The following is a 25,488-nucleotide window of genomic DNA, read 5'->3' on the forward strand; positions in this document are numbered from 1 at the left end:
ATTGCCGGCCCCCGTGTTTCTCCCCCACCGGGGAGAGTGCCCCCGGGCAGGGCGTCACCGGGGATCAGGGGTTCGCGATGCGCCGGAGGACCGGGTCGTCCTCGTAGGCGCTGCGGACGTTCTCCTGCGTCACGATCTTCGGCTCCAGGAGGTATGCGGGAACCACCTTGACCCCGTTGTGGCAGCTCCGGTCGTCGTTGATCTCCGGGGCCTTGCCCTGCTGGAGCGCCGAAACCGTGAGGAGGGTCCGCCGGACCAGGGCCCCCGTGTCCTTGTGGATGGTGGAATACTGTTCCCCCCGGAGGATGGACTTGATGGACTCCACCTCCGCATCCTGCCCCGTCACCACCGGGACCTCCTTCCCCGCAGCCCGGGCCGAGGTGAGCACCGCCCGGGCCAGGGTGTCGTTGGGGGCCAGGACCCCGTGGAGGGGTTCCCGGGCGTAGACCCCCGCGAGGAGCGTATCCATGCGCCTCTGGGCGTTCTCCGCCTTCCAGCCTGGGGTGGCGGCCTTGGGGAAGCTGACCTGCCCGGACCGGACCACCAGGGTTCCGTCGGCGATGCGGGGCTGGAGCACGCTCATGGCTCCCTGGTAGAAGACCTGGCTGTTGGCGTCGTCGGGGGAACCGGCGAAGATCTCCACCCCCCAGGGGGCGTGCCCCTTGCGCCGCCGCAGCCCCTCCAGCAGGGCCTCCCCCTGCAGGACCCCCACCTTGTAGTTGTCATAGGCCACATAGTAATCCACCGCAGGGGTGTTGGTCAGGAGGCGATCGTAGGCCACCACCCGCACCCCCGCCTCCCGGGCCTCCCGAAGCTGCCCCCCCAGCTGGGAGCCGTCGATGGCCCCCACCACCAGGACCTTCGCTCCTCGGGCCACCATGGCGGAAAGCTGGTTCTGCTGTTCCGCCACCCCCCCGTTGGCGAACTGCACGTCCCCCCGGAACCCCGCCTCCCGAAGCCCCTCCCGGAAGAGACGCTCCGCCAGGACCCAGTTCTCCGAGGTCTTCTGGGGCAGGCAGACCCCGACCAGGGAACCCGGGGCAAAACCGCTTCCCCCGTCGGCCGCCCCCGCCCAGACCTGCCCCTCCTCCGGGCCAGCGCCGAGGCGCCACCCGCTGCCGGGCAGATAGAGGGCCGCCGCCAGAACCGCCACCGCCGCCCCCACAGCCAGCAGCTCCCAGGTCTCCCGCAGGGCGGGGGAAGGCCCTCCGGCCCCGGAAGGCTCCTCCGATCCCCCTCCCCCCGGCTCGGCCCGGGAGGGAACGGCGTGCCGGGGACTTCGAAGCAGCAGGCCCACCAGGGAGGGGCGCCCCTGCCGCTTGTTGTAGATGTCGAAGGCCACCGCCGCCAGAAGCACCAGCCCCTTGATGATCTGCGTCGCGTCGGTGCCCACCCCCATGAGCTGGAGCCCGTTGTTCAGCACCCCCATCACCAGGCCGCCCACCACCGAACCGAGGACGGTTCCCACCCCGCCGGACACCGCCGCCCCCCCGATGAACACCGCCGAAATGGCGTCCAGCTCCCAGCCCACCCCGTCGAAGGGACCGGAAGCGGTGGCCCGACCGATGAACAGCAGCCCCGCCAGGGAGGCCAGGAGGGACATGTTCACCATCACCAGGAAGGTGACCCACCGGGTCTCGACCCCGGAAAGCTGCGCCGCCTGGATGTTCCCCCCCACGGCGTAGACGTGGCGCCCCAGGATGGTGCGCCCCGCCAGGAAGCTGTAAAGCAGCACCAGCGCCGCCAGGATCAGCCCCGGCACGGGAAACGACGTCCCCGGCCGCCCGCTGGCGAACTGGTAGGTCAGCCAGGCGAGGACCCCGCCCAGAAGCCCCAGGCGCACCGCCTCCACCCGAGGGGGAAGCACCTCCCCCCCGAGCCGGAGGGTCTGGCGACGGGCCCGAAGGGTCGCCGCCACGAGCCAGAGGATCCCCAGAGCCCCCAGGACCAGGGTGGGGTCGTTGAGCCCCAGGTCAGCGCCGTGGGTGGGGAGATACCCCCCGCCGAGGTACTGGATCTCCGGCGGCACGGGGACCGTGTTGGACTTCCCCAGGAACTGGTTGGCCCCGCGGAACAGCATCATCCCCGCCAGGGTGACCACGAAGGCGGGGATCCCCACGTAGGCCACCCAGAACCCCTGCCAGGCCCCGATGAGAACCCCCAGAACCAGACAGAGGACCACCCCGCCCCAGGGGGGAAGCCCCCAGTCCCGGAGGGCCAGGGCCACCACGATCCCCGAGAAGGCCGCCACGGACCCCACGGACAGATCGATGTGCCCGGCGATGATCACCAGCACCATGCCCACCGCCAGCACCAGGATGTAGGCGTTGCCGTTGAGCAGGTTCATCAGGTTCGCCGAGGTCAGCACCAGCCCCCCCGTTCGGATCTGGAAGAAGGTCACCAGGGCCACCAGGGCGAAGAGCATGCCGAACTGTCGGGGCTCCCCGCCGAAGAGCTTCTTGAGGGTGTTCAACTCCCCGCCTCCTCCCGGACGATCCGTTCCCGCAGGGGCGACGGCGCGCTCCCCCGGGCGGTCATGAGACGCATGAGGCGCTCCTGGTCCGCCTCGCTTCGATCCACCACCCCCGCCACGGCCCCCTCGCACAGGACGCAGATCCGGTCCGCCAGCCCCAGCAGCTCCGGAAGCTCCGAGGAGATGAGAATCACCCCCTTCCCCTCCGCCGCCAGCTGCCGGATCAGGACGTAGATCTCGTACTTCGCCCCCACGTCGATCCCCCGGGTGGGCTCGTCCAGGATCAGCACCTCCGGCTCGGTGAACAGCCATTTGCCCAGCACCGCCTTCTGCTGGTTCCCCCCGGAGAGCGTGGACACCCGGGCGTCCACGCTGGGGGCCTTGATGCGCAGGGACCGGCGGTACCCCTCCGCCACGGCGAACTCCCGGTTCCGGTCCACCACCCCGTGCCGACTGATCCGCCCCAGTCCGGCGGCCACCAGGGTGGTGCGCAGGGAGTCCAGCAGGTTCAGACCCAGGGCCTTGCGGTCCTCGCTGACGTAGGCGATCCCGTGGCGGACCGCGTCGCGCACCCGGGGAAGCCGAAGCTCCCGCCCCTCCAGAAGGACCTGTCCCCCCTCCCAGACCCCGTAGGAACGGCCGAAGAGGGACCGGGCCAGCTCCGTCCTCCCCGCTCCCACCAGCCCGGCGATGCCCAGGATCTCCCCCCGCCGCAGGGTGAAGGAAACCCCCTTGCAGACGAGACGGTCCGGGTCCTGGGGGTGGCGCACCGTCCAGTCCCGGACCTCGAAAAAGGGCTCCCCGAGGGAAGAGACGCGCTCGGGGAACCGGGACCCCAGGGAGCGCCCCACCATCCCCCGGATGAGCCGGTCCTCGTCCACCGCCTCCTTCCCCTCCCCCGTCAAGCGAAGGGTCTCCACGGAACGGCCGTCCCGAAGGATGGTGACCCCGTCGGCGATCCCCAGCACCTCCCCCAGCTTGTGGCTGATGAGGATGCAGGTGACCCCCTGGTCCCGCAGCCCCCGAAGCAGCCCCAGCAGGTGCTCCGAATCCCCCTCGTTGAGGGCCGCCGTGGGCTCGTCCAGGATCAGCAGCTCCACGTCCTTGCCCAGGGCCTTGGCGATCTCCACCAACTGCTGCTTCCCCACCCCCAGGTGCTTCACCGCCGTGCCGGGGCGCTCCCGCAGCCCCACCCGATCCAGCAGTTCCCGGGCCCGGGCGTCCGCCCGGACCCAGTCGATCACCCCGCCCCGGGCCACCTCGTGGCCCAAAAACAGGTTCTCCGTGATGGACAGCTCCGGCACCAAGGCCAGCTCCTGGTGGATGATGGCCACCCCCGCCGCCTCGCTGTCCCAGATGCCGCGAAACGCCGCAGGTCGCCCCCGAAGCAGGATCTCCCCCTGGAAGCTCCCCTGGGGGTAGACCCCGGAGAGCACCTTCATGAGGGTGGACTTCCCCGCCCCGTTCTCCCCGCAGATCCCGTGGATCTCCCCCTCCTCCACCGCCAGGGAGACCCCGTCCAGCGCCCGGACCCCGGGAAACTCCTTGGTGATCCCCCGCATCTCCAGCAGCCTGGCCACGCCCATCCCCCCTCCCGATGCGCCTCCTCAAGGGCCCCGAAAGCCTCCCGGAAGACCCCACAGGTCCGGCGCCCTTCGGGCGTGCCCCGATTATCCCATTTCGCCCCCTAACTCGTCACCAGGGCGCTTCGAGCCCGCAGGGCAGAGCGTAAGGACCCCCAGCCCCTTCCGGTTCCCTGACGACGTGGCCGCCCGGCCCGGCCGTGCCTGGGGCAACCGTCCCTCAAGGCTTTCCCAGAGGGAGAACGGCGATCCACAAGGTCACGTCCCAACGGAGGGGCACATTGCGGGAGATCAGGGTCACGTGGCCCGGAAGAGACGACACGCCCACAAGACAGGCCTTCTCCAGCCCGGGGAAGGCGTTCGAAGCGGAAGAGCCACCGTTCGGTCCGCAGTGCCGCATAGCCGATCCCCGAAGGAACCAGCCCAGAGGTGTCCGGGACATATGGCTCCATCGGCGACTCCCCGACCCCATCCCCTTCTGCAGGACAACCCGTCTCCCCGGACGGACAATCCATCTCGGATACAAACCACAGATAGGTTCCCTTGCACCCGTGGCGACGAAGACGGATCAGCCCCAGATCCCTCAGCGAACCCAGGAACTCCTGCACCGTCTGGAAGGAGATCCGTCGTTCCTCCGAGAGCCCCCGATAGGACAGCCACCCTCCTTCGTTGCCCAGACGCCCCCGAAGGAAGCAGTAGAAGCCCAGGAGCTTCAGGTCCCGGATCTCCTCCGTCGCCCGCTTGAACTCCTCCCCGTCCAGGGTGTTCCTCGTTCCCTCGTCCTGCCCCAACGGCCTTCCACTCCTCCGACGAACCTGGATGACACCGTTTATTTTATCCCATTTGTCGAAATGATGTATGTACTAATTCGGAAAACAGTAGCTGCACGAATGCATCGTGGATTCGTCGGATTCGGGGAGGCACCAGGAAGGGAGAACCCAGAGAGTACCAAGGGCTGATGGGTGTTTATGATGTGTCGTTCATGATGTTTGTCTGTGTTGCCTGGTCTGAAGGGGATCGATGCGGGTCTTGGGGTGCTTGCGGGTGGGGAGTCATTCGAGGAGAGAGGATCAAGGATGCGTTGTCGGGGAGGTTGGATTGGGGAAGAACATGGAGAGATGGGATGTAGGGAATGCCTTGGTGAGGACCGTGTTTGCGGAGGGAGGATGCGAGGAATTGAAATGGAGGACCCGAGTCCTGTCGAGTCCTCCTGCAAAGATCTTCTGGTTACCGGTCAGAGAGTGGACGTTTCTTGATGGACAAGCCGCCTTGATGCTGGTAGCGGCCCGTCTCCGTTACGTCCTCTCCCACCAGTGGGGGACCAAGAAGTACATGAACACGGAACCCCTCCACGAGGCAGAGCTTCAGCAAACGGCCTCTTGAAACAGCAACTGCGAAATAGGGCACCACTCAGAGAACCGGAGGACGGGCTCCATTGTCTGAATCCGATTTGCGCGAAGAGTATTCGACACCGACAAGGTCTATCTTAAAATAAATATGTATTTACACTTAAAATCTAATCATCCATTGCTTTTCTGATCGCTATTGCTAACCACTTTATTTCCTCATTAACATCTGCTACAATTTGTCCAAACCAGCCCACTACTCCACCCCCCCTCTTAGGTCTTTCTAGGGAGATTCTCAGTACTGGAAGAGCAATTATCCAATGTAGCCGCTCAACAACGACACGGTTGCGAGAATCCACGGATCATTAGGAATTTTCACTAAAGGAGGAATTTCTATATGCCTACCCATTAATTCATTTATAGGGGGGCAGGACCCTAAGGAGGAATTTCTATATGCCTACCCATTGATTCATTTATAGGGGGGCAGGACCCTAAGGAGGAATTTCTATATGCCTACCCATTGATTCATTTATAGGGGGGCAGGACCTTGAGGGCCGAATGCAAATCCGGGAAATCTAATCCAGCTAATCTAGAACGGCACAACAGACTGTAACCACAGCACCACTTTTGGCATCTTCAGCCGTCACAAACAAATGAACACAGCCCCACCAAACCCTAAAACCACTGCAAAACAACAAAAACCGCCTCTTCATTCATCTCACAAACAACACCCAAAAAGTCTACTCACCCAGCACTTCCTCAACCGCACGCTCAACCACCCTTACGGCCACATAAGCAACCATCTTTCCCAACAAGTCCAAATGCCCACCCCCTCTCTTTGAGAGATCTTACCGTACTTTTCACTTTAGCTATAGTAGACCCCATTGTCAAGACCACGGGAGCGGCAAAGTTTGTCATGATCAGACCACCATGGAACCCGGGTTGGTGAAGTACACTTCCTGCGGAGTCCGGTAGCTCAGCGATGAATGGAGCCGTTGATCGTTGTTGAATCGCATAGACTCTCGAAGTCACAACTCAAGCACCCGAACCTCGTGGTAGTCCTTCAGGTAGAGCCATTCGCACTTCAAGGTCCGTAATAAAATTTTCAAGAATATGTTGTCCAACGCTCGGTCGCGACCATCCATGCTGGCCGCTTCTCTCACATAACACCCCCCAACTCTAAGCCACTCTCCCCACCAAGTCAGGGCTCACACCCTCCACACCCACCCCGTCACCGGACGTCGATTGGAGCTCCTGGCCCCAGATCCATCCAACGTGACCCAACCCATCGTTCAAAAAATTAACTTTTTGGAATTATACCACAGCGCACACAACAAAAAAAGGACCCTCCCGAATGGGAAGGTCCTTTGAGAGATCTGGCTCCTCGACCAGGACTTGAACCTGGAACCTAGTGGTTAACAGCCACCCGCTCTGCCGATTGAGCTATCGAGGAGTGTCGAAGGTTTTTGCCGTGTTTCCCTTGCCTGTTTCATTCATCCGTTGCGGAACTTCGTAAAAACCCTCGAAACCTGTAGGGCGAAAAGCTTGGAGGCGGCACCCGGATTCGAACCGGGGGTGAAGGATTTGCAGGCCCGACCGTCGTTTTTGTCCCTATCCGACCTTCCAAATAGTCGATTCGATGGCCAAGAGACCGCCATAGCAAGTCATCGTTCGGCATATGACCGGGGTATTCATACCCTCTTCCTTCGAGTCCCGCTCCCCTCGGCTCACAGATGAGGTTTCGATCATTCGGCTCGTCTCACGGCTTCCAGCAGGTCCGTCTTGAACTGATCGAAGCTGGGCATTTGGATTCGAGAGGGATCCACCCTCCCGGTTCGCACCCACTCCGCCTGTTCCTCCGAAGGCACCGGGACGACAGCGCTCTCCACGGCTTCGGCAAGGAGCTTCTTGGGGGAACGGGGACTGTCGTCGTTTCCGGACAAATCCTCCAGATCGGCACATCCCTGATAGGGGGCCTTTTGAAGGGCGCAAAGAAGCCACGCTTCGCTCTTCGGCTTGGGGATCATGGGGACCCCAAGTTCGCAGCCAACACTCCGAAATCCCGAGCGCATCGAATCGACCTTTTCCCTCCACAGTCCCCGAGAAGAACTGCGGGTTCCGTCGCAGTCCCGAAACAACACGGCCACGACGCTGCCGGGGTTATCCCTTTCGTCTGCCTGCCAAGCCTGAGCACGACGCCCCAGGGCTTGAGCGTTCTTGAAGAAAAAGCCCGTTCCCTGCGGGCGGCTTCGACCCGGCAATACCGTACTCCGGTTTGTGCCCCTTTCCCGGCTCTCCCTCTCCTGCCTCGTCAAAGCGGCTTCGGAGACGTACCGGACGGCCTGAGTCTCCAGGGGGGAATAGTTGCATTGGCTTTCAACGATCCTATCGAGGATCCAGGCCATGGGGCCGGGCTCGAAGGTCTCCCCCTCTCCCCAGTCTCCCGGTCCGTTCACCCTTCCCAGATCCGAGGAACCCTCTCCGCTCAGCAGGAACTTCACCGAGAACCCGCCTCCTCGGGGGCGTCGGCCAATTCCTTCGCCAGTTCCTCCAAGGGGGTGTCCGCGAAGACTTCCCCGGGACCGAGGAGTCCCAGCTTGCTCGACGGGTCGGAGAGGTCGAAGAATCGCTTCGCCCGGGTATGGCCCAACCGGTCTCGATAGAGGAACACCACGCCTCTGCGGGCTACGTCGTCGGGAAGGTAGTTGAGGATCATGGGGCTGTGGGTCGTGAAAAGCACCTGCGAGGGAGCCTCCAGAAGCAGGTCGATCAGGTCCCGGATCCTCTCGGGGTGGATCCCGTTTTCGATCTCGTCGAGCAGGAGCAGGGAAGGTTCCTCCTCGAGCTGCCCCAGTATGGCGAGCAGTCGCAAGGTTCCGTCGTTGACGTATCGCTCGTTGATGTCCACGATCTTTTGTCCCTGGGTCTCCGAGAAGATCAGTTCCTTGGTGCCGCCGGGACGTTTGCGGATTCTGATGTCCCGCAGCGCGGGAGCGAAACGAGCGATGCGCTCCTGCAGATTGCCCCGACGGTCCTCTGGGAGGGCATGGATGAATCCCGCAAGACGCTCGCCCCCCAGACCGATGCTGTCCTCTTTTCTCTCCTTCTTGCGGATGAGGTTCGGGGCCAACAGCTCCAGGGACCGTTCCTCCACGAGGAAACGCTTCAGCCTCTCCAGCCCCGAAATCTGGCGGGTCTGCGTCTCGAGCAACTGGGACAGGATGGAACCCTGGTACTTGAAGGCAATCTCACTCCGCCCGTCATAGCCCTCGGGAGGCGGATCGGAATAATATCTACCTTCATGAACCGTGAAGGACATCCCCTCCGAGTCCAGGTATTTTTCGCCCAGACAGGATAGGCCTCCCTTGGTGGCGTCGATCTCCCCATACCAGGACATCCAGGGCCGTCTGCCGATCTCGCCCGATTCGTCGTCCTCAAAGAGCACCCGAAACCGGATCAGCCCGGACCGAGAACGCAAAAAGGCTCCCTCCATGGGAAAATCGGGGAAATCCGTATTCGGATACAGCCATTTCGGCAAAGGCTCGGCGGTTCGGCTGCGGAGGTCCGAAAGTTTCCACCCGCGTCGGCTCAGGTAGCCCTCCAGATCCCCTCGGAAGAGCTGGCACAGAAAGTCCAGGGCCTGCAGAAGGGTGGATTTGCCCGCCCCGTTGAGGCCGATGAGGCCCGTGAGGTGCTCCATGGGCAGGTCGAAGTGCACCAGGCTCTTGAAGTTATGGATCTGCAGCCGTCGGATCCTCAGCATCGGTGCGCACCCCCAGAAGGTTCCCTTTTGCCCCTTGGATTTACACTGCAAACGCAACAGGTAGCGGGGCATAGGGTGCCTTAGACAACAAGATAGGCCCACGACAGGACCTTCGCTAGAAGGGTGTCACCACAACAACCACAGCGAGGGGGTCCTGTCATGAGCCACCACCATCTTACCAGAGAAGACCGGGAGTCCATCGTCGTCGGCCTGCGGGTTGGGCTGTCCTTGAGCGAGATGGCCAAGCACCTGGGGCGACACCGAAGCATCTTGTCCCGTGAGGTCCATCGTAACGGGGGTCCTTCGGGTTACAGCGGAGTGAAGGCTCAGAACCGGTACCAGGCGGTACGACAGGGCTGCAGGAGGTCCCTCAAGGTGGCAGACCCAGCCATCAAGGAAGCCCTACGCCTGGGGATGGAGAGGCACTGGCCCCGGAACAGGTAGTTCATCGGGAGGGGCTTGCCGTGTCGGTTCTCACGGTGTACCGGGCGATCCACCGAGGGCTTCTGGAGAAGGTTCAGCCCCGGTTCCTCATCATCCCGTATGGGCTGCTTCCCGGGGCCCAGGAAACCGCAGTTGCATCTTAGCGTTGACCAGTAAATAGCTCAGAGCCGCATAGGTGGAGGTGCGGTAGCCTCGGGCTTTCGCCGAGGCGGCCTTGAAGAGGCTGTTGCGTCCCTCCAGGATGCCGTTGTCGATCCCGGTTCGGATGTGATTCAGGACCCCCTCCCAGTGATTCTTGATGGTTCGGGCCAGCTTCTTGACCGGTTCCAGGCGGCTGTGGCTGGCGCGCCAGTACCAGCGCTTCAGCCACACGGTCCCCCAGCGCGGGGTCTTCTCGTAGAACTCCTGAAGGAGCAGTTTCAGGACGTAGGCCTGTTGGGTCTTGCGGGTGTTCTTTGAGGCAAGCAGGGTGGAAAGAACCGTCTTCTGCTTGGGCGAGAGGCTTTCGGGGTTGTAAAGCCAGAGATAGCGGCTTCCCGTCCGTTCCTCGGCGCTTCGGCGTTCCTCCCGGCGGACCTGGTCCACCGCTTCGTTCATCATTTTGATGACGTGGAATTTATCGTAGGTCAGCCGAGCCTGGGGAAAGTTCTCCCCGATCCCCTGGATGAATGCCTCGGACATGTCCAGGGTGAAGTCGGTGATGACGGAGGGGGCGACGCCCCGTGAGGCCAGGTAGGCCGCAAACCGCGCCAGGACGACCTTGCCTTTCCCCTCCGTGACCCCGATGGCGTGTCCCTGGTCCAGGTCCACGAAGGCGGTGACATCCCTGTGTCCCCTGCGGTAGGAGGTTTCGTCCACCCCGACCCTTCGCAGTCCCGTAAGGTCCTGGGTGGCCAGGAAGCGCTCCACATGCCGGCGGATGATCCGCCAGAGTCGGGTGTCCGTCTCCCCCAGGATGCGGGAAATCTCCTTCACGGGAAGAAGGGGGGCCAGTTCCATCACGAAGGCTTCGAAGAGCAGGGTGAAGCCGCTTCGTTCCTCCCCCCAGGGAACGGCGATCTGGTGAACTCCGTGTTCCGGACACTCCGTTCGGGGGACCCGGGCATGAAGGTAGGTCTTGTGCTGGAGGAGGAGGTTCAGGTGGCGCCAGGTGCGCTCCAGGCAGTCATGAACCGGATGGGAGCCCCCGCATTTGGGGCAGGGGAATCGGGTGCCCTCCCGGAAGGAGACGTGCAGGTCCACCCGTCCCTCCAGGGGATCCCATTCGATGGACCGGATGAACCAGGGCTCTTCCAGGCCCTGAAAACCCAGGAAGAGCTGGTTCAAGTCCGTCACTTCTTTGCCGCCGCTCTTTCGCGCCTTGCGCATGAATCCGTCCTCCAGTGAGAGAACCATGAAGGAGTCTCATGAAATTTGAACTCTATGCTAACACTGAACCCGGAACACGCCAGGCCTCAAAGGGCCTGTTCCGGGGTAGCCCATACGGGATGATGAGGAACCAGATTTTGGGCCAGGTAGCAAAGACCATTGCGGGACTTTGCTTGGACAACCCGATGCTGCTACTGCATAATATGAGACCGTCTATTTGCTGTTTATGAGCTGCAGAGCTATACTCTGTTCTACTACAATCCTATCTCCTCTATACCAAGTCAGGGCTCACACCCTCCACACCCATCCCGCCACCGTTCATGAGACCTCGTCTTGTCGCGCACGTCCGGGCGACTCCTGCCACCGCGGATCCCTTCGACAAGCCTCAACCCAGCGCGCAAAAGATTAACTCAATGGAATTATACCACTATCCACACGACAAAAAAAAGGACCCTCCCGTTTGGGAAGGTCCTTTGAGAGAGCTGGCTCCTCGACCAGGACTTGAACCTGGAACCTAGTGGTTAACAGCCACCCGCTCTGCCGATTGAGCTATCGAGGAGTGTCAAAGGTTTTTGCCGTGTTTCCCTTGCCTGTTTCATTCATCAGATGCGGAACTTCGTAAAAACCCTCGAATTCTGTAGGGCGAAAAGCTTGGAGGCGGCACCCGGATTCGAACCGGGGATGAAGGATTTGCAGTCCTCTGCCTTACCACTTGGCTATGCCGCCCAGTGTGTGCGAAAAATGGAGCGGAAGACGGGATTTGAACCCGCGACCCCAACCTTGGCAAGGTTGTGCTCTACCCCTGAGCTACTTCCGCCCGACGTCTCAAAGATGGTGGCGGGACCCAGAGTTGAACTGGGGACACGCGGATTTTCAGTCCGCTGCTCTACCTACTGAGCTATCCCGCCATCGCTGGCGTTTCGAAAAGACTGGCGGGGCTGACGGGACTTGAACCCGCGACCTCCGGCGTGACAGGCCGGCGCTCTAACCGAATTGAGCTACAACCCCACCATCAAATGGAATGCGTTTGTCATTGTTCTCCTTGGTGGGCGGAATAGGTTTCGAACCTACGACCCCCTGCTTGTAAGGCAGGTGCTCTCCCGCTGAGCTATCCGCCCGGGTCAACGCAAGGGACAGTATAGCGAGGCTTCCTAGGGCTGTCAACAAGGGCTTCCCCTCGGTCCCGGGGGCTCTCCGGGGGGGAGGGGAAGGGGCTCCCCTCGGAGGTCGGGGCTCACGCCGTGGCGCCCAGTTCCCAACGCTCCGCCTGCTGCTGGAGCCCCCAGAGCTTCTGGTAGAGGGGCTCGCGTTCCAGAAGCTCTTCGTGGGTGCCCCACCCCGCCACCTTCCCCTGGTCCAGGACGACGATGCGGTCCGCATGGCGCACCGTCTTGAGGCGATGGGCGATGACCACCACGGTCCGGTCCTCCACCAGGGCCTGGAGGGCTTCCTGGACGGCCTGTTCGTTCTCCGGGTCCAGGGAGGAGGTGGCCTCGTCCAGGAGGACGATGGGGGCGTCCTTGAGGAGGGCTCGGGCGATGGAGACCCGCTGTCTTTCCCCGCCGCTCAGGGTGCAGCCCCCTTCCCCCACCCGGGTGTCGTACCCCTGGGGCAGGGCCTGGATGAACTCGTGGCACCGGGCCCGACGGGCCGCTTCCTCCACCTGTTCCTGGGTGGCCTCGGGGTTGCCCACCCGGATGTTGTTGCCGATGGTGTCCCGGAAGAGGTAGACGTCCTGGAACACCATGGAGATGCGGGAGAGGAGGCGGTCCGGGTCCAGGTCCTTCACGTTCCGCCCCTCCAGGAGCACCGCCCCGTCCCGGACGTCCCAGAACCGGGCGATGAGCCGGGCCACGGTGCTCTTCCCGCTTCCCGAGGGCCCCACCAGGGCTGTGACGCTCCGGGAGGGGATGGAGAGGTTCACCCGGCTCAGGACGGGGGTGTCCCCGTAGGCGAAGGTGACGTTGCGGAATTCGATGCTCCCTTCCCGGGGCGGTTCCCCTTTGCCCTGGGGGATGGGCTGGCGGCGCAGTTCCAGGATCCTCTGGCCGCTCAGCAGGGAGTACCGGATCTCCGCGTAGTTGGTCAGCACCAGGGTGATGGGGTCGAATACCCGCCCCCCCAGGAGCAAAAAGCCCGTGAAGACCAGGGGGTCCAGGCGTCCTCCCACCAGGCGGTACACCCCCAGGAGCACCACGAGGGAAAGGCCCGTCCTCGTGGCGGCGATGCCCACCATCACCAGGGGACCCACGATCCCCTCCAGGCGGATGGCCTCCCGCTTCAAGCTGCGGAACGCTCGCTCCAGGCGCTGGAACTTGGCTCCTCCCAGGTTGTGGGCCTTGATCTCCCGCATGTTGTTCAGGTACTCCTGCATGCGGCTGGAGGCGTCGATCTTCGCCGCCACGTGGGCCCGCCCCAGCCAGTCCTGGAGGCGCCGGGAGGCGAAGATGAAGGCGCACCCCACGGGAAGCCCGGCGAAGAGGGCCAGGGCAAGGCGCCAGTCCCAGAAGGAGAGCCCCAGGCAGAAGAGCACGGGAAAGGCCAGGGCGCTCACCAGCTGGGGAAGGTAGTGGCTCATGGCGGTCTCCAGCTGGGCGTAGTCCTCCAGGAGCATGGTGGTGAGGTCCCCCGGGTCCCGGCTGTTGAGGTATCCCAGGGAGAGGCGTCGCAGGTGGTCTCCCAGGGCGATGCGTCCCCGGGCGGAGGCCTCGTAGGCGGCGGTGAAGGTGGCGTCGTACGCCCGGAGGGAAATGCCGTACTGCACCACGGTCCAGACCCCCAGGGCAGCGGCGAGCTTCCACAGGAGGGGCAGGTCCAGGGGGTGGTCGGGGAGGGCATAGGATCGGTAGATCTCCTGCACCACCAGGAAGACCAGGCCGGCCTGGAAGATCCGGCACAGCCCTTCCAGGAACGCCGCCCCGATGGGGCGGGGGAGCAGCTCCGGGCTTCCCCCGGAGAAGAGGGACAACAGGCGGTTCATCGGACGACCTCCTTTGCCGCGGCAGAGGCGACGCTCCATGCCTCGGCGCTCACGTGGGCCTCCCACATCCGCCGGTAGAGCCCCTCCCGGGCCACCAGCTCGTCGTGGGTCCCCTGCTGCACGATGGTTCCCTGGTCCAGCACCAGGATCTGGTCCGCCCGGCGGATCGTGGAGAGACGGTGGGCGATGACGATCACCGTCCGGCCCCGGGTCAGGGCGGAGAGCCCCTGCTGGATTAGGGCTTCGTTCTCCGGGTCCGCGAAGGAGGTGGGCTCGTCCAGCACCAGCACGGGGGCGTCCTTGAGGATCGCCCGGGCCAGGGCGACCCGTTGGGCCTCCCCTCCGGAGAGGTTCGCCCCCTCTTCCCCGATCCGGGTCGCGTACCCCTGGGGCAGGGCCTGGATGAAGTCGTGGCACCGGGCCAGCCGGGCGGCGGCCCAGACCTCCTCCTGGCTTGCGGAGGCGTTGCCCATGCGGATGTTCTCCTCCAGGGTGTCCTGGAAGAGCCGGACGTCCTGGAAGACGGTGGAGACCCGGTCCATCAGGGTCTCGGTGCTCACCCGGCGCACGTCCACGCCCCCCACGGAGACGCTTCCTTCGTCCACATCCCAGAAACGGGGGATGAGGTTGGCCACGGTGCTCTTCCCGCTCCCCGAAGGCCCCACCAGGGCGGTGACGGTTCCTTCCCGGGCGGTGAAGGAGATCCCCCGCAGGGCCGGGATCACCTCCCCTCCCGCCAGAGAGGGGTAGGAGAAATGGACGTCCCGAAAGGCCACCCCGTCGTGGGCGGGCTCCTCCGGGTGTTCGGGAACCGGAAGGGGCTTCAGGTCCAGGATCCGATCCACCCTCTCCACCCCCTCGCTGATGAGCCGAAAGGTGGACCCCAGGTAGAGAACCTTCATCATGGGGATGGCCAGGCCGGGGCTCAGGACGAGGAAGGGAAGCAGGGTCAGGGCGAAGGCCTTCTGGTCCGGGGATCGGGCGGTCAGCAGCAGCCCCGCGGGCAGGAGGAAGACCACCGTGGAGGTGACGAGGAGGAGGAAGAGGGAATAGGGCCTCCGGCACTGGAGGGTCCAGCCCAGGACGAAGCTCTTGTAACCCTGGATGGCATCGTGGAAGGATCCGAAGCTCCTGACGGTGAGGCCGAAGACCTTCACCGCGGGCATCCCCCGGACGAACTCCACCCCGGCGCTGCTCATCTCCTCCAGCGCCTCCTGGTAGCGCCGCACCAGAGCCCTCCCCCTGCCCCCCGCAAAGGCGGAGGACTGGACGGCCCAGGCCACCCCCAGGCAGGCCAGGCACACCGAGGCCAGGACGGGGTCGATGGAGAAGAGCCCCCCCAGCAGCACCAGGGGGAACACCGCCGCCCCCACCGCATCGGGGATGTGGTGGGCCACGAACAGCTCGATGCGCTCCACCGCCAGGCCCACCACGCTCTTCACCCCGCCGCTGGCCTCCCGGGTGTGGAACCCCATGGGCAGGGTGGCCAGGTGTTCCGCCAGGCGCACCCGAAGGCCGTAGAGGATCTGGAAGGCCGCCACGTGGCTGGACATGGTGGAGGCGTAGAACAGGACCAGGGCCAGGATCAGCCCGCCGAAGGCCCAGCCGCCCCAGAAGAGCAGCAGCCCCTGGTCCACCAGGTCCGGCCGGGGGGCATGGAGAAAGAGTTCTTTCAAAATGCGATAGATCCCCCAGAGGGGGATCACCAGGCAAACGTTGGCCGCCACCGACAGCAGAGCCGAGAGGATCAGCAGGCCCGGCTTGGCCCCGGCAATCTCCAACAACCGGACGAGGCCGGTGTGTCGCACGGTACCGTTCATGCGCTCTTGCCTCCCTTGGAAACCCTCTTGTTTTATTCACCAAACAAACATCCCGGCGCAGACCTCGCCCAAAGGACGCCTCACCCCGACGAGGGGACCGCCGCAGGACAAAAAGCCCTCAGGCGGCGGGGCGCGGGGCCTTTCGGAACAGCTGCCTTCGGGTGATGGAGTTCAGGTAGCAGTCCTCCTCCAGAATCAGGTCCCGGGATCGGCACAGCTCCGGGTAGACGTTGTTCCAGTTGTCCCGGTTCCGTTCCCCCCAGCAGACCAGGGGGAACCACACGGCCCCCCAGAGTCCCAGGTGGGGGCGGCTCCAGTCCACCAGGAGAAACCGCCCCCCGTCCCGGAGGACCCGGGCGACCTCTCCCACGGTCCTTCTGCGGACCTCCGGGGGGGTCTCGTGCAGGGCCATGGAGGTCATCACCAGGTCGAACTCCCCGTCGGGGAAGGGCAGCTCGTCCATGGAGCAGCGGTGGAACCGGAGAGAGCAGGAAACCCTTCCGGCCCGTCGGGAGGCCAGGTCCAGCTGGTCCACCGACAGGTCCACCCCGTGAATCTGGGTGTCCACGGGAGATCTGGCTCCCAGGGCGAAGCTGAGCCCCCCGGGGCCGCACCCCAGGTCCAGCGCCTTCATGCCCGGGGCGAGGACAAGCCCCCCCAGGGCTCGTTCGTAGAACCGAGGTCCCATGCCGAAGGCGGAAGCCAGGGCCTCGTAGTTCCGTCCGCCCCAGATCCCCTCGAAGGACCTCCCCTTTTCCCCCGTCCGCATCCCCACGAAGAACCCCTCCCCTCTCCCTACGATCCCATGGCCCGAGCCAGGCTGGATACGCTGTGGTTTTCCAGCATGCGCACGGGCTTGTTGTATTTCTTGCCCAGATTCTTCACCAACAGGCAGGCGGCATGGCTGTTGCAGGTCACGGGACAGAGCACCATGTCCGCCCTCTTGAGGCGCTCCTCCAGCTGACGGGAACCCCCTCGGACCTTGCCGTCGTGGTACTCGAAGACGCCCCCGTTTTCTTCCACCAGGCGCCGGTACAGGGTCTCCATGCGGGCGATGCCCCCCACGATGAGCACCCTCTTGCTGCACAGGTCGTAGGCGGGGCAGTTGGGGTCGCAGCCTCCCTGCCCCTTCATGCCCTCCAGGATGCAATGGGTCTCCCGGATGAACAGGTCTTTCTGCTCCCTTTCCCGCTCCAGCTCCTCCACCCGGGCCTTCAGGACCTCCATCTGCCCTTCCCGGGCGGCGAGGCGTTCCTCCGCCACCTCCGCACGGGCGAGAAGCCGCTGCCTTTCCTCCTCCGGCCGGGCCATCCGCTCCACCTCCCGGGCCGGTCGATCCCGCCCCGAGGCGGCCCGAGCCCCTTCCGCCTCCTCCACCCGGCGCAACAGGGCGGCGGACTCCTTCTCCAGGGCCCTCATGTCCGCCTCCAACCTCCGGCACGCCGTTTCGGAATCCCGGAGCTTGGCCGAAAGCCCCTCCCGGGCCTCCCGAAGCTCCTGGATCTCCCGAAGCCGCAGCCCCCGGTCCTCCAGGGAGTCGTGCATGGCCATGTGGACGTCCCCGAAGACCTTCCTCCTCCCCGCGTCGGAGAGGGCAGGGTGGGTGACCAGGGGCCAGAAGGACTCGCCCATCCTCCCGGCGGCGAAGTCCCGCCCCCACTCCCGAAGCAGGGAGGGCTCGTCCATCCCGGAAAGCTCCCGACAGCGCCGGGCGTATTTCCTCTCCAGGAAACCCTGGACCCGCAGGGAAAGCCGGTTTTCGTTCTCCCCGCAGGCCACGAAGACCTCGTGCACGTCGAAGGGGCTCATGCGCTTGGTCTGGACGCCGAACCGTTTGAGAAGCTGGTGCTGTTCCTGCTTCGTCAGACAAAGCCCCACCACGGGGCACTTCAGGTAGACCTCCAGCTCCCACAGGCGAAGGGGGCGCACCTCCCCCTCCGAGGAGGCCGGGGCCTCCGACTCCACCGGGCAGACCGAGGTGCTTTCCGGCGCTTTGGAGAAGGCTCCCTTCCATCCCTCGGGCAAACCCGCCGCGCAAACCAAGGACTTTCCCACAGCCAACCTCCTCTCCGGCGAACCCCCGTCCGCCGCTTCGAGGCAGCCCCGGCTAGGACAGGATGTCATAGCGAAGCGCCCCGCTCCCCCTGCCGAGGCAAGGGACCAGGCGGAAGAGGTTCCCCCAGCCCCAGCGTCGGGGTTCCTGACTCATGAAGTACGCCGTCTCGCGATGGACCAGCCGGGGATGCCACGCCCCCAGCCCCTCCGGATCGTCGGTGCCCCAACGGAACTCCACCCCGCTGCTCCGCACCGTGTCGTGGAGGGAAGTGTGCCCGGCGATCCACCGGGAGACGTAGTCGAAATGCAGCTCCCCCCCCGGGAAACGATCCGCCAGACGGCACAGGAGCGTGCGGACGGACTCCTCCGGAAAGTACATGAGCAGCCCCTCCATGAAGAAGGCGAAGCGGCTTCCCGGATAGGTCTGGAGAAGCCGGTCCATCCAGTCCGTCTCCAGGGCCGACCCGCTCCACTGGGGGTTGCGGTCCGAGGGAGGGTAAAACCGCCCACGCAACGCCATCACGTCCGGAAGGTCCAGGTCCAGCTGGACCCCCAGCCCCCCATCGGTTCGGAGGAAGCGGCCATCGAGGCCGCAGCCCAGGTGCACCACCACGGGACGGGTCCAGGTGGCCAGGATGCGCCGGACCTGCCGGTCGAAGTGGCGCACCCGGATCGCCGTCCCCACCTGGCTCATGCGCTTGCCTTCGTATCCCCGAAGGTCCAGCCCGAGGTCGCGCAGCACCCTCTGCGCGAAGGGGTCGTCAAACAGGCGGTCCGCCCGCCTTGTCTCCTCCGCCCTCATGCAGAGGGGGATGAGAAGGGTCTCGGAGATGGGATCGTTCCAGGAAAGAGAGGAGATTCCGCCAGCGGCGGGGGGAGCCTTCATGGACAACACCCCTTCTACGCCCGGCAGGGGCTATGTTTGAGATCTAAAACATCATACCCCCAGTTCGCCCTCCGTCAAGGGACCGGAAAGAAAAAGGAAACGCGAGGAAGGCACCCCCTCGGGGCAAGACGCGAAAGAGGGGGGGCGGAGGGACCGTGCCGGGCACCCCGAATTGTCGCGCCCCGGGATCCGGCAAAAAACTGTCGTTTTCGCTGGAGATTTAAAATGAAATCCGGTATGCTTTGCGGAGCACCCCATCTCCGAGGAGGCGAAATCCATGACGGTGTACCGCATCAAGAGCAAGTCCCGCTCCTGGGACGGCGAACCCATCGGCATCCTGATCCTCGACGCCGCCTATCCCTGCGTGCCCGGCAACGTGGGCAACGCCACCACCTTCCCCTTCCCGGTGCGGTACAAGGAAATCCGGGGCTCCAGCATCGAACGCCTCCTGAACGAGCGGGACCCGGAGCTGCTGAAGCCCTTCGTGGAGGGAGCCAAGGAGCTGGAGGCGGAGGGGGTGCGGGCCATCACGGGGGCCTGCGGCTTCATGGCCCTGTTCCAGCCCCAGGTGGCTGCGGCGGTGGACGTGCCCGTGTTCCTCTCCAGCCTGATGCAGGTGCCCTTCATCCTGCGGACCCTGCGCCCGGGCCGGAGCGTGGGGATCATCAGCGCCAACGCCTCCTGCCTCACCCCGGACCACTTCCGCAACACCGGGATCCCCGACGGGGCCCCCCTGGTGCTCTACGGCATGGAGGACCAGGAGGAGTTCCGCACCTCCGTGCTGGAGGAGAAGGGGACCCTGGACTCGGATCAGGTGGAACGGGAGGTGGTGGGGGTGGCTTCCCGGATGGTGGAGGAGCATCCGGAGGTGGGGGCGATCCTGCTGGAGTGCAGCGACCTGCCTCCCTACGCGGCGGCGGTGCACGAGGCCACGGGACGGCCGGTGTTCGACTTCACCACCCTGATCCGCCACGTCCACTCCGCCCTGGTGCCCACCCGGTACGCCGGGCACATGTAGGCTAGAGGGTCCGCAGCCCGTCGGCCATGCGGTCCATGTCCAGGGTGGCGAAGGACGAGCGGATGTGGGCGCGCATGGCCGCTTCCGCCCAGAGGGGGTCCCGGTTCGTCAGGGCGTCGATGAGGATGCGGTGCTCCCACTGGGAGCGCAGATCCTCCGCCTGGGCCTCGTAGAAGGGGTCGTACAGGGAGAGGTACACGTTGGTGAGGGCGAGGCATCGGCGGATCGCCCCTTCCAGGGGACGGTTGTCCGCCCCCCGGGCCACCAGGAGGTGGAAGTCGTTGTTGGCCTCGATGTAATCCCCCAGGGAGCGGTCCTTCAGGGTGGAGAGTTCCCGGTCCGCCGCGTCCCGCAGGCCCGCGAGGAAGGACTCCGTGACGGCGTCGCAGGCCAGACGGGCGGCCAGGGACTCCAGGGCCTCCCGGGTGAGGTAGGCGTCCCGGATGTCCTTGGGGCTGGGCACCGCCACCGCGGCCCCCTGACGGGGGGTCACCACCGCCAGCCCCTCCGCCGCCAGGCGGCGCAGGGCCCCCCGCACGGGGGTGCGGCTCATGTCGATCATCCGGGCGATGGCGGGCTCGGAGAGCTTGGCCCCGGGGCGCAGGCGCCGGGCCAGGATGGCGTCCCGGATGCGCCGGTACGCCGTCTCCTCCAGGTTGCCCCGGGCCCCCGGCTGCCCTTCCTCCGGGAAGGGCGGACGCCCCTCCGCTCCGTTCATGCCTTGAGCCCCAGGGAGATGATGCGGGCGAAGGCGCTCTCCGGGGACAGGTCCGTGGGGAGCACCGCCTCCTCCGGGAAGAAGAGGACGATCCCCGAGGTGGGGTTCGGGCTGGTGGGGACGAAAACCGTCAGGGTGGTGCGCCCCTCCAGTACCTCCCGGCGGGTGACGAAGCCCAGCACGTGCCCCGACCCGAAGGGGACCTTCACCACCCCCAGGTAGCGGTCCTTCTGCCCCGGACCCGCCAGGACCTCCACCAGGTCCTTGAGGGTCTGGTACCAGGATCCCAGCAGGGGCAGGGCGGCGAGAAACCGTTCCACCCGGTCGAGGAGCCACTTTTCCCGACGGCGGAGCTTGTGCCCCGCGTAGAAGATGAGGGCCAGGGTGACCAGGAACACCCCCACCGCCCCGGGGACGGAGCGGGTGAGACCGAAGACCAGGGCCGCCAGGGACTGCACCGCCTCGAAGAGGAACCGCAGCACCACCACCAGGACGATGAGGGGGAGGAACACCAGCAGACCCGCCGCGAAGGTGCGGGTTCCCTCGGAGATCCAGCGGCGTCCCCTGTGGAGGGTCTGTTCCGTTTGCGGGCTCATGGGGCCTTCCTCCTTGGACGGCGCTGCCGCCGTGGGCTATGCTTGGGGAAAACGGGGCGGTGCCCCCGGGACGGAGGTCTGCCCTTGTCCACGTTCTTCTACCGACTGGCCTGGCTGGTGCTGGCCCTGTACTTTCGAGTGTACCATCGACTCTCCCTGGTCGGGAGGGAGGGCCTGCCCGCGACCCGCCCCCTGATCCTGGCGGCGAACCACGGGAGCTACCTGGACCCCCCGGCCGTGGGGGTCGCCTTCCCCGGGGTGGTGCGGGGCCTGGCCTGGGACGGTCTCTTCCGGGTCCCCCTGCTGGGGGGGATCATCCGGCTGCTGGGGGCGGTGCCCGTCTCCCAGGAGGACCGGCGCAGCGCCGCGGGGGTGCTGCGTCTGACCCTGCACCTGCTGGAGCGGGGGGAGTCGGTGATGATCTTCCCGGAGGGGCGACGCAGCCCCGACGGCACCCTCCAGCCCCTGGAGGGGGGCGCTGCCCTGCTGGCCCTCAAGTCCGGGGTGCCCGTGGTGCCCGTGCGGGTGGACGGGGCCTTCGAGGCCCTGCCCACATCGGGGTGCTTCCCCCGGCCCCGGAAGATCCGGGTGACCTTCCGGGAGGCCCTCCTCCCGGAAGACTTCGCGGGCCTGCCGGACCGGGAGGCGCGACGAGCCTTCCTGGAGCGGCTGCGCCAGGCCCTTCTGCCCGACCCTCCCCAGGGGTCCTGATCCCAAGGCGAGGGGCCGCCGGACTCCCGGCGGCCCCTCGCTTCGTTCTCCTTCCGCCCCCTACAGAAGCTCGTCGAAAAACCGGCGCACCAGGTTGGCGGTGATGGCCTTGCGGTAGGAGGGGCTCTTGCGGGGCTGCACCTCCTCCCCCGCCGTGCGGGAGGCCAGGTCGGCGGTCTGCCGGTCCAGGGGACGCCCCAGCACCGCCTCCTCCGTGCGGGTCAGGCGCTGTGGCAGGGGAGCCATGCTCCCCGCCGCCAGCCGGAAGGTCCGGATCGTCCCCCCCTCCTCCTCCAGGAACAGGGCGAGGCTGACCCGGGAGAGGGTCAGGGCCTTGCGGGAACCCCGCTTGTAGAACCGCTGCCGGGAGGACGGGGCAGGCACGGGGATCTCCAGGGATTCCAGGATCTCCCCGGGGGCGCAGGCGTTCTCCCGGTACCGGGGCATGAACTCTCCGAGGGACAGGGTCCGGGTCCCCCGGGCGGAGGCCAGGCGCACCCGGGCCCCCAGGGCCAGGAGCACCACCGGCAGATCCGCCGCCCCGGAGGCGTTGGCCAGGTTGCCCCCCAGGGTGGCCCGGTTCTGGATGGCCGGGGCCCCGCTGCGGAAGGAGGCCTCCCGCAGAGCGGGCAGCAGCTCCCCCACCAGGGGGGTGCGCAGGATCTCCCCGTTGGTGGTGCAGGCCCTCAGGCGCAGGATCTCCCCCTCCCGCACGGCCCCGTGCAGCTCCTCCAGGCGGAACAGGTCCACCACCTTCTCCGGGTCCGCCTTGCGGTTCTTCCGGTCCGGCAGGATGTCCGTGCCCCCCGCCAGGAGGGTGGCGTCGGGGTGCTCCGCCAGGACCGCCAGGGCCTCCTCCAGGCTTCGGGGGGCGAAGAAGCGCCCCCGTTCCTCCGGGTCGAACTCCGGGAGATCCCCGGCGCAGGGGTTGGGACGGGGACGGAAGGAGGCGGGGTATTCCTCCCGAACCGCCCGGTCCACCGCCCGGTAGATGGGCTCGTAGCCCGTACAGCGGCACAGGTTTCCCGAAAGGGCTACCCGCACCTCCTCCCGGGTGGGGCGGGGGTTCTCCTCCAGGAGGGCCCGGGAGGCCATCTCCATGCCGGGGGTGCAGAAACCGCAGTGCACCGCCCCCTCCTCCACGAAGGCGATCTGCAGGGCGTCGGGGGTCTGCCCCTCCTCCCCGGGGACGCCCAACCCCTCCACGGTGAGCACCTCCCGCCCCGCCACCTGGAGGGCGGGAACGCAGCAGGAGTTCACCAGCACCCCGTCCAGGAGCACCGCGCAGGCGCCGCACTCCCCCTCGCCGCACCCTTCCTTGGTTCCCGGGAGGTCAAGATCCTCCCGCAGGACCCGCAGCAGGGACTTGAGCGGGTGGACCTGGGCGCTTCGTACCTTTCCGTTGACGGTGACCCGCATCCTCATGGTCCGAACCTCCTCACTGCCGGTCCGGGGCGGAGGCCCCGTCCCGCTCCTCCAGAAGCCGGAAGAGCTTTTCCCCCGTGAGGGGGACCTCCGTGCCGAAGACCCCCGTGGCGTCCTGCAGGGCGGACACGAAGGCCGGGGCCCCCCCGTTCAGGGGAAGCTCCCCCAGCCCCTTGGCCCCGCAGGGCCCCACGGGACAGGTCCCGGGCTCCAGGACCTCCACCTTCCACCGGGGGGTGTCCAGGGTGGTGGGGATCAGGTAGGCGTTCAGGTGTTCCGCCGAGAGCTTCCCCTCCCCCGTCAGGGTCAGGTCCTCGATGTGGCTCCATCCCAGGGACTGAAGGAAGCCCCCGAGGATCTGCCCCTCCACCAGGATCGGATGGATGGCCTTCCCGATCTCCGCCGCCACGGCCACCTCCAGGGGGGTCACCTCGTAGGTGTCCAGGTCCGCCTCCACCTCCACCGTCTGGGCGATCCAGGAATAGGCCTTGTAGGCCTCCCCCCGGAAGGCGTCCTGGTCCCATCGGCCCGTGCAGCCCGGGGGCAGGGTGCCACAGGCCTCCAGGCTCCCCCGGGCCTCCCGGGCCAGGTCCGCCGCCTCCCGGGTGGTCCAGGATCGGTCCTTCAGGAAAAACCGCCCCTCCTCGAACCGGGCGGGCCCCGTCCCCTCCCGATCCCCCAAGAAGGCCGCCAGGTCGCGGATCAGGGCGCCGCAGGCCTCCTGCACCACCCGCCCCACGTACATGGTGCTCCGGGAGGCCACGGTGGGGCCGCTGTTGGGGGTGACGGCGGTGTCCGGCCTGGGGCAGGCCACCTGGTCGTAGGGCACCCCCAGGGCCTGGGCGGCGATCATGGGGTGCACCGTGCCGATGCCCTGGCCCATGTCGGCGCTGCTGGCGTGGACGGTGAAGACGCCGGAGGCGTACTCCACCCGCACCGTCGTGCCCATGTTCGCCTCCCCGTCCCCCGTGAATCCTCCCCCGTGGAGGGCCAGGCTGATGCCCACCCCCCGGCGCACCCGTCCCGTCTGGGCGGCGTGGGCCACCCGCTTGTTCCGGTAGTCCCCCAGCTCCGCCGCCCGAAGCAGCACTTCCTTGGGGTGGACCGCATCCCGAAGGACCTGCCCGCAAGGCAGGACGTCCCCCTCCTCCAGGACGTTGCGGAGCCTCACGTCCAGGGGGTCCAGGTTCAGGACCAGGGCGATCTTGTCCATGTGGCGCTCCATGGCGAAGAGGGCCTGAGGGGCGCCGAAGCCCCTGTAGGCCCCGCAGGGGACCATGTGGGTGGCCACGGAGAGGGAGTGGATGGAGACGTTCGGCACCCGGTAGCACCCCTGGGCGTGGAGGGTCGCCCTCTGCTGCACCACCCGGCTCAGGGTGGTGAAGGCCCCCCCGTCCAGGACCAGTTCCACCTCCAGGGCCGTCAGGGTCCCGTCCTCCTTGACCCCCGCCACGATGCGGGTCCGGGAAGGGTGGCGCTTGGGCGTCCCCAGAAGGTCGTCGGACCGGTCGTAGACCAGGCGGACGGGCCGCCCTGCGGCCAGGGCCAGGTTGGCCACCCAGAGGGCCAGGAGGGAGGGGAAGTCCTCCTTGCCCCCGAACCCCCCGCCCGTGACGGCCTGGCGGACCCGGATGCGCTCCGGGTCCCATCCCAGGGACTGGACCAGGGCGCCGTGGACGTAATAGGGACACTGCATGGACCCCACCACCTCCAGGGTTCCGTCGTCCTGGGGAAGGGCCAGCATGCCCTGGGTCTCCAGGTAGAGCTGCTCGTGGAGCCCCGTGCGGTAGATCCCCTCCACGATCCGATCCGCCTCGGCGAAGCCCTTCTTCAGGTCTCCCCGCTGGATGCGGTACTCGTCCAGGATGTTGTCCTCCCCCCAGACGATCCCCTTCCGGCCCAGGGAGTCCTCCAGGGAGAGCACCGCCGGCAGGGGTTCCAGGACCGGTCGAAGGGCCTTCAACGCCCCCCGGAGGAGCGCCTCGTCCGGGGCCGCCAGCAGGGCGATCCCCTGGGTCGCGTAGGCCACCCGCTCCTCCGCCAGGATGGGCAGGTCGTCCCGCACCAGGTGGACGAAGTTCTTTCCCCTCAGATCCCGAGCGGTGAGGAAGACCACCCGGGACCAGTCGAAGGCCGGGTCCCTCTCGAACCCCTTAAGGATCCCGTGGGGGACCGGGGAGCCCACCACCGCCCCCTCCCAGCACCCCGGCACGGGGATGTCCGCCACGAAGGGAGCCCGCCCGGTGACCTTGTCGATGCCGTCCTTGCGGGGGACCGAGGTCCCCACCACCTTGCCGTTCAT

General features: G+C 66.2%; 18 protein-coding genes and 7 tRNA genes. 4 read left to right on the forward strand and 21 right to left on the reverse strand.

All coding sequences use genetic code 11. The features are described 5' to 3' along the window. Positions 1 to 64: 64 nt before the first annotated feature. The gene (gene mmsB, locus APAU_RS13565) at positions 65 to 2,473 is read right to left on the reverse strand and encodes a multiple monosaccharide ABC transporter permease (RefSeq protein WP_006301624.1); all 2,409 of its coding nucleotides are present in this window, start codon (positions 2,471 to 2,473) and stop codon (positions 65 to 67) included. Then, positions 2,470 to 4,059, reverse strand: coding sequence for an ATP-binding cassette domain-containing protein (locus APAU_RS09975; protein WP_006301625.1), 1,590 nt, complete (start codon positions 4,057 to 4,059; stop codon positions 2,470 to 2,472). The genes mmsB and APAU_RS09975 overlap by 4 nt, the downstream gene beginning before the upstream one ends. A 1,137-nt stretch (positions 4,060 to 5,196) precedes the next feature. On the opposite strand from APAU_RS09975, the gene APAU_RS14915 reads away from it, so the two are divergent. After that, positions 5,197 to 5,439 carry a hypothetical protein gene (locus tag APAU_RS14915; RefSeq protein WP_198004009.1) on the forward strand — a complete coding sequence of 81 codons (243 nt, stop codon included), beginning with the start codon at positions 5,197 to 5,199 and terminating at the stop codon, positions 5,437 to 5,439. 1,340 nt (positions 5,440 to 6,779) lie between these two features. Here APAU_RS14915 and APAU_RS09985 read toward each other — a convergent pair. The 3 genes from APAU_RS09985 to APAU_RS09995 all read right to left on the reverse strand — a co-directional run bounded on the left by APAU_RS09985 (position 6,780) and on the right by APAU_RS09995 (position 9,165). After that, positions 6,780 to 6,855 (reverse strand) — tRNA-Asn (locus APAU_RS09985). Positions 6,856 to 7,147: 292 nt separating this feature from the next. Beyond that, complete coding sequence (locus APAU_RS09990) at positions 7,148 to 7,903, reverse strand: hypothetical protein (RefSeq protein ID WP_006301628.1); 756 nt, start codon at positions 7,901 to 7,903, stop codon at positions 7,148 to 7,150. Further along, a complete protein-coding gene (locus APAU_RS09995; RefSeq protein ID WP_006301629.1) occupies positions 7,900 to 9,165 on the reverse strand; it encodes an AAA family ATPase in 1,266 nt (421 codons plus the stop codon). The genes APAU_RS09990 and APAU_RS09995 overlap by 4 nt, the downstream gene beginning before the upstream one ends. 159 nt (positions 9,166 to 9,324) lie before the next feature. On the opposite strand from APAU_RS09995, the gene APAU_RS14920 reads away from it, so the two are divergent. After that, positions 9,325 to 9,609 (forward strand): helix-turn-helix domain-containing protein, encoded by a 285-nt coding sequence (locus APAU_RS14920; RefSeq protein WP_006301630.1) that lies wholly within the window; start codon positions 9,325 to 9,327, stop codon positions 9,607 to 9,609. A gap of 90 nt (positions 9,610 to 9,699) precedes the next feature. On the opposite strand, the gene APAU_RS10005 is transcribed toward APAU_RS14920, so the two are convergent. The 12 genes from APAU_RS10005 to APAU_RS10060 all read right to left on the reverse strand — a co-directional run bounded on the left by APAU_RS10005 (position 9,700) and on the right by APAU_RS10060 (position 18,718). Beyond that, positions 9,700 to 10,977: an ISL3 family transposase gene (locus APAU_RS10005; RefSeq protein ID WP_006301632.1), complete on the reverse strand. Its 1,278-nt coding sequence runs from the start codon at positions 10,975 to 10,977 to the stop codon at positions 9,700 to 9,702. Positions 10,978 to 11,460: 483 nt separating this feature from the next. After that, a tRNA-Asn gene (locus APAU_RS10010) sits at positions 11,461 to 11,536 on the reverse strand. A 93-nt stretch (positions 11,537 to 11,629) separates the two neighbouring features. Next, positions 11,630 to 11,703, reverse strand: a tRNA-Cys gene (locus APAU_RS10015). A gap of 16 nt (positions 11,704 to 11,719) precedes the next feature. Further along, positions 11,720 to 11,794, reverse strand: a tRNA-Gly gene (locus APAU_RS10020). Between the two features lie 15 nt (positions 11,795 to 11,809). After that, positions 11,810 to 11,885, reverse strand: a tRNA-Phe gene (locus tag APAU_RS10025). A 22-nt stretch (positions 11,886 to 11,907) separates the two neighbouring features. Then, a tRNA-Asp gene (locus APAU_RS10030) sits at positions 11,908 to 11,985 on the reverse strand. A 35-nt stretch (positions 11,986 to 12,020) separates the two neighbouring features. Then, positions 12,021 to 12,095: transfer RNA gene (locus APAU_RS10035), tRNA-Val, on the reverse strand. 116 nt (positions 12,096 to 12,211) lie between these two features. Next, positions 12,212 to 13,957: an ABC transporter ATP-binding protein gene (locus APAU_RS10040; protein ID WP_006301633.1), complete on the reverse strand. Its 1,746-nt coding sequence runs from the start codon at positions 13,955 to 13,957 to the stop codon at positions 12,212 to 12,214. Beyond that, positions 13,954 to 15,777, reverse strand: a complete 1,824-nt coding sequence (locus tag APAU_RS10045) for an ABC transporter ATP-binding protein (RefSeq protein ID WP_006301634.1) — start codon at positions 15,775 to 15,777, stop codon at positions 13,954 to 13,956. The genes APAU_RS10040 and APAU_RS10045 overlap by 4 nt, the downstream gene beginning before the upstream one ends. Before the next feature lie 118 nt (positions 15,778 to 15,895). After that, positions 15,896 to 16,546 (reverse strand): class I SAM-dependent methyltransferase, encoded by a 651-nt coding sequence (locus APAU_RS10050; RefSeq protein WP_156789575.1) that lies wholly within the window; start codon positions 16,544 to 16,546, stop codon positions 15,896 to 15,898. Between the two features lie 26 nt (positions 16,547 to 16,572). Then, on the reverse strand, positions 16,573 to 17,832 hold the full coding sequence (locus APAU_RS14715; RefSeq protein WP_006301636.1) for a DUF2325 domain-containing protein: 1,260 nt from the start codon (positions 17,830 to 17,832) through the stop codon (positions 16,573 to 16,575). A gap of 52 nt (positions 17,833 to 17,884) precedes the next feature. Beyond that, positions 17,885 to 18,718 carry a class I SAM-dependent methyltransferase gene (locus tag APAU_RS10060; RefSeq protein WP_006301637.1) on the reverse strand — a complete coding sequence of 278 codons (834 nt, stop codon included), beginning with the start codon at positions 18,716 to 18,718 and terminating at the stop codon, positions 17,885 to 17,887. A gap of 277 nt (positions 18,719 to 18,995) precedes the next feature. Between APAU_RS10060 and APAU_RS10065 the strand changes: the two genes are divergently transcribed. Next, positions 18,996 to 19,736 (forward strand): aspartate/glutamate racemase family protein, encoded by a 741-nt coding sequence (locus APAU_RS10065; protein ID WP_006301638.1) that lies wholly within the window; start codon positions 18,996 to 18,998, stop codon positions 19,734 to 19,736. Between the two features lies 1 nt (position 19,737). On the opposite strand, the gene APAU_RS10070 is transcribed toward APAU_RS10065, so the two are convergent. Next, positions 19,738 to 20,454, reverse strand: a complete 717-nt coding sequence (locus APAU_RS10070) for a GntR family transcriptional regulator (protein WP_006301639.1) — start codon at positions 20,452 to 20,454, stop codon at positions 19,738 to 19,740. Continuing rightward, entirely contained in the window at positions 20,451 to 21,050 is a 600-nt protein-coding gene (locus APAU_RS10075; protein WP_006301640.1) for a DUF502 domain-containing protein, read from the reverse strand. Before APAU_RS10075 ends, APAU_RS10070 begins: the two co-directional genes overlap by 4 nt. A gap of 84 nt (positions 21,051 to 21,134) precedes the next feature. On the opposite strand from APAU_RS10075, the gene APAU_RS10080 reads away from it, so the two are divergent. Further along, positions 21,135 to 21,761 (forward strand): lysophospholipid acyltransferase family protein, encoded by a 627-nt coding sequence (locus APAU_RS10080; RefSeq protein ID WP_006301641.1) that lies wholly within the window; start codon positions 21,135 to 21,137, stop codon positions 21,759 to 21,761. A 60-nt stretch (positions 21,762 to 21,821) separates the two neighbouring features. Here APAU_RS10080 and APAU_RS10085 read toward each other — a convergent pair whose 3' ends face one another. Together APAU_RS10085 and APAU_RS10090 are read right to left on the reverse strand one after the other, a co-directional pair. Further along, positions 21,822 to 23,186, reverse strand: a complete 1,365-nt coding sequence (locus APAU_RS10085) for an FAD binding domain-containing protein (RefSeq protein WP_006301642.1) — start codon at positions 23,184 to 23,186, stop codon at positions 21,822 to 21,824. A 13-nt stretch (positions 23,187 to 23,199) separates the two neighbouring features. Next, a complete protein-coding gene (locus tag APAU_RS10090) occupies positions 23,200 to 25,488 on the reverse strand; it encodes a xanthine dehydrogenase family protein molybdopterin-binding subunit (RefSeq protein ID WP_006301643.1) in 2,289 nt (762 codons plus the stop codon).

This window comes from Aminomonas paucivorans DSM 12260 (assembly GCF_000165795.1).
GTDB lineage: Bacteria > Synergistota > Synergistia > Synergistales > Synergistaceae > Aminomonas > Aminomonas paucivorans.

What these genes read in the sequence shown, in the direction of transcription:
- APAU_RS09975 (WP_006301625.1), bottom strand. Translation starts at nt 4,059, where the DNA reads ATGGGCGTGGCCAGGCTGCTGGAGATGCGGGGGATCACCAAGGAGTTT.
- APAU_RS09995 (WP_006301629.1), bottom strand. Translation starts at nt 9,165, where the DNA reads ATGCTGAGGATCCGACGGCTGCAGATCCATAACTTCAAGAGCCTGGTG.
- APAU_RS14920 (WP_006301630.1), top strand. Translation starts at nt 9,325, where the DNA reads ATGAGCCACCACCATCTTACCAGAGAAGACCGGGAGTCCATCGTCGTC.
- APAU_RS10005 (WP_006301632.1), bottom strand. Translation starts at nt 10,977, where the DNA reads ATGCGCAAGGCGCGAAAGAGCGGCGGCAAAGAAGTGACGGACTTGAAC.
- APAU_RS10040 (WP_006301633.1), bottom strand. Translation starts at nt 13,957, where the DNA reads ATGAACCGCCTGTTGTCCCTCTTCTCCGGGGGAAGCCCGGAGCTGCTC.
- APAU_RS10045 (WP_006301634.1), bottom strand. Translation starts at nt 15,777, where the DNA reads ATGAACGGTACCGTGCGACACACCGGCCTCGTCCGGTTGTTGGAGATT.
- APAU_RS10050 (WP_156789575.1), bottom strand. Translation starts at nt 16,546, where the DNA reads ATGCGGACGGGGGAAAAGGGGAGGTCCTTCGAGGGGATCTGGGGCGGA.
- APAU_RS10060 (WP_006301637.1), bottom strand. Translation starts at nt 18,718, where the DNA reads ATGAAGGCTCCCCCCGCCGCTGGCGGAATCTCCTCTCTTTCCTGGAAC.
- APAU_RS10065 (WP_006301638.1), top strand. Translation starts at nt 18,996, where the DNA reads ATGACGGTGTACCGCATCAAGAGCAAGTCCCGCTCCTGGGACGGCGAA.
- APAU_RS10070 (WP_006301639.1), bottom strand. Translation starts at nt 20,454, where the DNA reads ATGAACGGAGCGGAGGGGCGTCCGCCCTTCCCGGAGGAAGGGCAGCCG.
- APAU_RS10075 (WP_006301640.1), bottom strand. Translation starts at nt 21,050, where the DNA reads ATGAGCCCGCAAACGGAACAGACCCTCCACAGGGGACGCCGCTGGATC.
- APAU_RS10085 (WP_006301642.1), bottom strand. Translation starts at nt 23,186, where the DNA reads ATGAGGATGCGGGTCACCGTCAACGGAAAGGTACGAAGCGCCCAGGTC.
- APAU_RS10090 (WP_006301643.1), bottom strand. Translation starts at nt 25,488, where the DNA reads ATGAACGGCAAGGTGGTGGGGACCTCGGTCCCCCGCAAGGACGGCATC.